This window comes from Luteibacter sp. P4_D7_3 (assembly GCF_056401735.1).
This window is the reverse complement of record NZ_JBFUIT010000481.1, coordinates 1-2,105: the sequence shown is the minus strand read 5'-3', so window position 1 is coordinate 2,105 and position 2,105 is coordinate 1. Positions and strand designations below refer to the sequence as shown.

Annotated in this window: 3 protein-coding genes; 1 reads left to right on the top strand and 2 read right to left on the bottom strand. The window is 63.8% G+C overall.

Features of this window, described 5'->3' with window-relative positions; all coding sequences use genetic code 11:
* Positions 1–619, top strand: a 619-nt coding sequence (locus tag AC1DSN_RS21775) for a TolC family protein (RefSeq protein ID WP_477332851.1), incomplete at its 5' end; no start/stop codon positions are given.
* A gap of 5 nt (positions 620–624) precedes the next feature.
* Here the strand turns inward: AC1DSN_RS21775 and AC1DSN_RS21770 are convergent.
* Together AC1DSN_RS21770 and AC1DSN_RS21765 are read right to left on the bottom strand one after the other, a co-directional pair.
* Complete coding sequence (locus tag AC1DSN_RS21770) at positions 625–1,464, bottom strand: hypothetical protein (protein WP_477297194.1); 840 nt, start codon at positions 1,462–1,464, stop codon at positions 625–627.
* A gap of 113 nt (positions 1,465–1,577) precedes the next feature.
* On the bottom strand, positions 1,578–2,105 hold a 528-nt coding region (locus AC1DSN_RS21765), incomplete at its 5' end, for a hypothetical protein (protein ID WP_477332849.1).

Sequence of the window (2,105 nt, the reverse complement as noted above, 5' to 3'; positions counted from 1 at the left end):
GTTCTCCCTTGCTCCGGCACCCTTTGTCGCGAACGTGCCGGTGGTACCGACGGGTGTCCCCGCGAGCCTTCTCGAGCGCCGCCCGGATGTCGCCGCCAGTGAGCGCCGCATGGCCGCCGCCAGCGCCCGTATCGGTGTCGCCAAAGCCGAGACCCTGCCTTCGATCAATCTGGCCGCGGGTATCGGCATCCTGAAGGGTCCCACCGGAACGGCGGACATTCGCGCGCCGCTGTTCACCGGCGGTCGCCTGACCGGACAGCTCACCAACGCCGACGAAGCCTATAACGAGGCGGTCGCGAACTATCGGCAGACCGTGCTCGACGCGTTCCGCGAAGTGGAAGACGGCCTCGTGATCACCAGCACCCTGGCGGCTAACGCCGACATTCAGGCCAAGGCAGCCACGGCAGCGACGGAGTCGGACCGGGTCACGCAGAACCAGTACAAGCAAGGTGTCGCGGACTATCCCGCCGTCGTCGATGCCGCGAATGCGGCGCTCGACGCCGGCCGTGGCGAGCAGCAGCTTCGCCTTCGCCGCCTGGATGCCAGCGTGAACCTCATCATGGCCCTGGGTGGCGGTTGGCAGCCGGAGTCCGTGCGCGACCCGAAATCGCCGCGCTGAACCCATTACAAGGGATAGTGGGCGATCAGGGTTTCCAGGCGGGACCGGGTTTCCTTGGCCAGCGGCGCCGGCGTGTCGTAATGGCGCCGGCCCGATAGCGCCTCGGCGACCATTTCGTCGTGGCGCGAACCCATCAGGCCATTGATGGCGGCGAGGAACCGCGACATCCGGTAGGCGTGATCATTCGGACCGAGCGATCGCAGCGTGTCGTAATAGGACACCTGCATGCTGACGATCTTGCGCACCGCATGGAACTGATGGCCGGCGAAGGTGGTGCGAGCCACGGCTTGCTTCAGCGCGCGGATTTCCGATTTCTGCAGGGCGATGAGTCCCGCCTCGCTGTCGATCGGCGTGTGTTCCATCGCATGCTTCACGATCGACCAGACGGGCTTTGACAGCAGCAGTCGCAGCTTGAGGCCATAACGGACGATGCCGCTGCGCCGGCCACTGCGAAACGCATCCTGCAGTTTGCCGAGAGCGCGCGTGGTCAGGTCGAACAGGCGGCTCGACCGGTGACCCCTGCTGTATAGCCGTTGCGCGAAGCGCAGATGCTTGTACCGGGCGCGGATGTGTTTGAACTGAAGGCGTTCGTCGGCGCTGAACCCTTCATTGCGGAGCAGCTTCTCGACCAGTCCCAGCAATTCCTCACGTGTGAAGCCGTCTTCCCAGAACTGCAGGCAGACCGCATAGCACTGTCGCATGGTCTCCTGCGGGCAGGCCAGCACGATGGGGTCGGGCAGGGCGACATGGGCATCGACGATATCGTCCACATCCACGGCGTCGAACAAACGCCGCAGCGTTTCTGCCGGAAATTTCTGCCACGTGGGTCCACCACTGCGGGTCATTGCTGCGCTTCCTCTGGCGTGTACAACGAAAGCGTAGGTCGCTTGCGAGGTGACGAGCCCGCAAGTATTTACCGATTTGCTTTCAGTTTCCAGTCAGAGGAACGCAAATGTGCTCAATGCGGATACTGGGCGACCAGGGTCTCCAGGCGAGACCGGGTTTCGTTGGCCAAAGGTGCAGGCGTGTCGTAGTGCCGGCGGCCCGACAGGGACTCGGCGATGAGCTCGTCGTGTCGGGAACCCATCAGGCCATTGATGGCGGCGAGGAACCGCGACATCCGGTAGGCGTGATCGTTCGGACCGAGCGTCCTGCGTGCGTCGTAGAAGGCGACCTGCATGCTGACGATCTTGCGCACGGTATGGAACTCATGGCCGGCGAACGTGGCGCCGGCGATGGCTTTCTTCAGGGACTGCATTTCCGATTTCTGGAAAGCGATAACTCCCGCCTCGCTGTCCAGCTGTGTGTTTTCCATCGAGCGCTGGACAACCGACCAGACAGGCTTTGACAGCAGCACCCGCAGTCTCAACCCACTGCGGACGATGTCGCCGCGCCGGCCGCTGCGAAACGCATCCTGCAGCTTGCCCAGGACGCGCGTGGTCTTATCGAACAGGTAGTCCGCGGCGTGACGCTTGCTGTATAGCCG

Bases quoted from the DNA above. Each gene is read 5' to 3' on its own strand.
- AC1DSN_RS21770 (WP_477297194.1), bottom strand. From the start codon at position 1,464: ATGACCCGCAGTGGTGGACCCACGTGGCAGAAATTTCCGGCAGAAACG.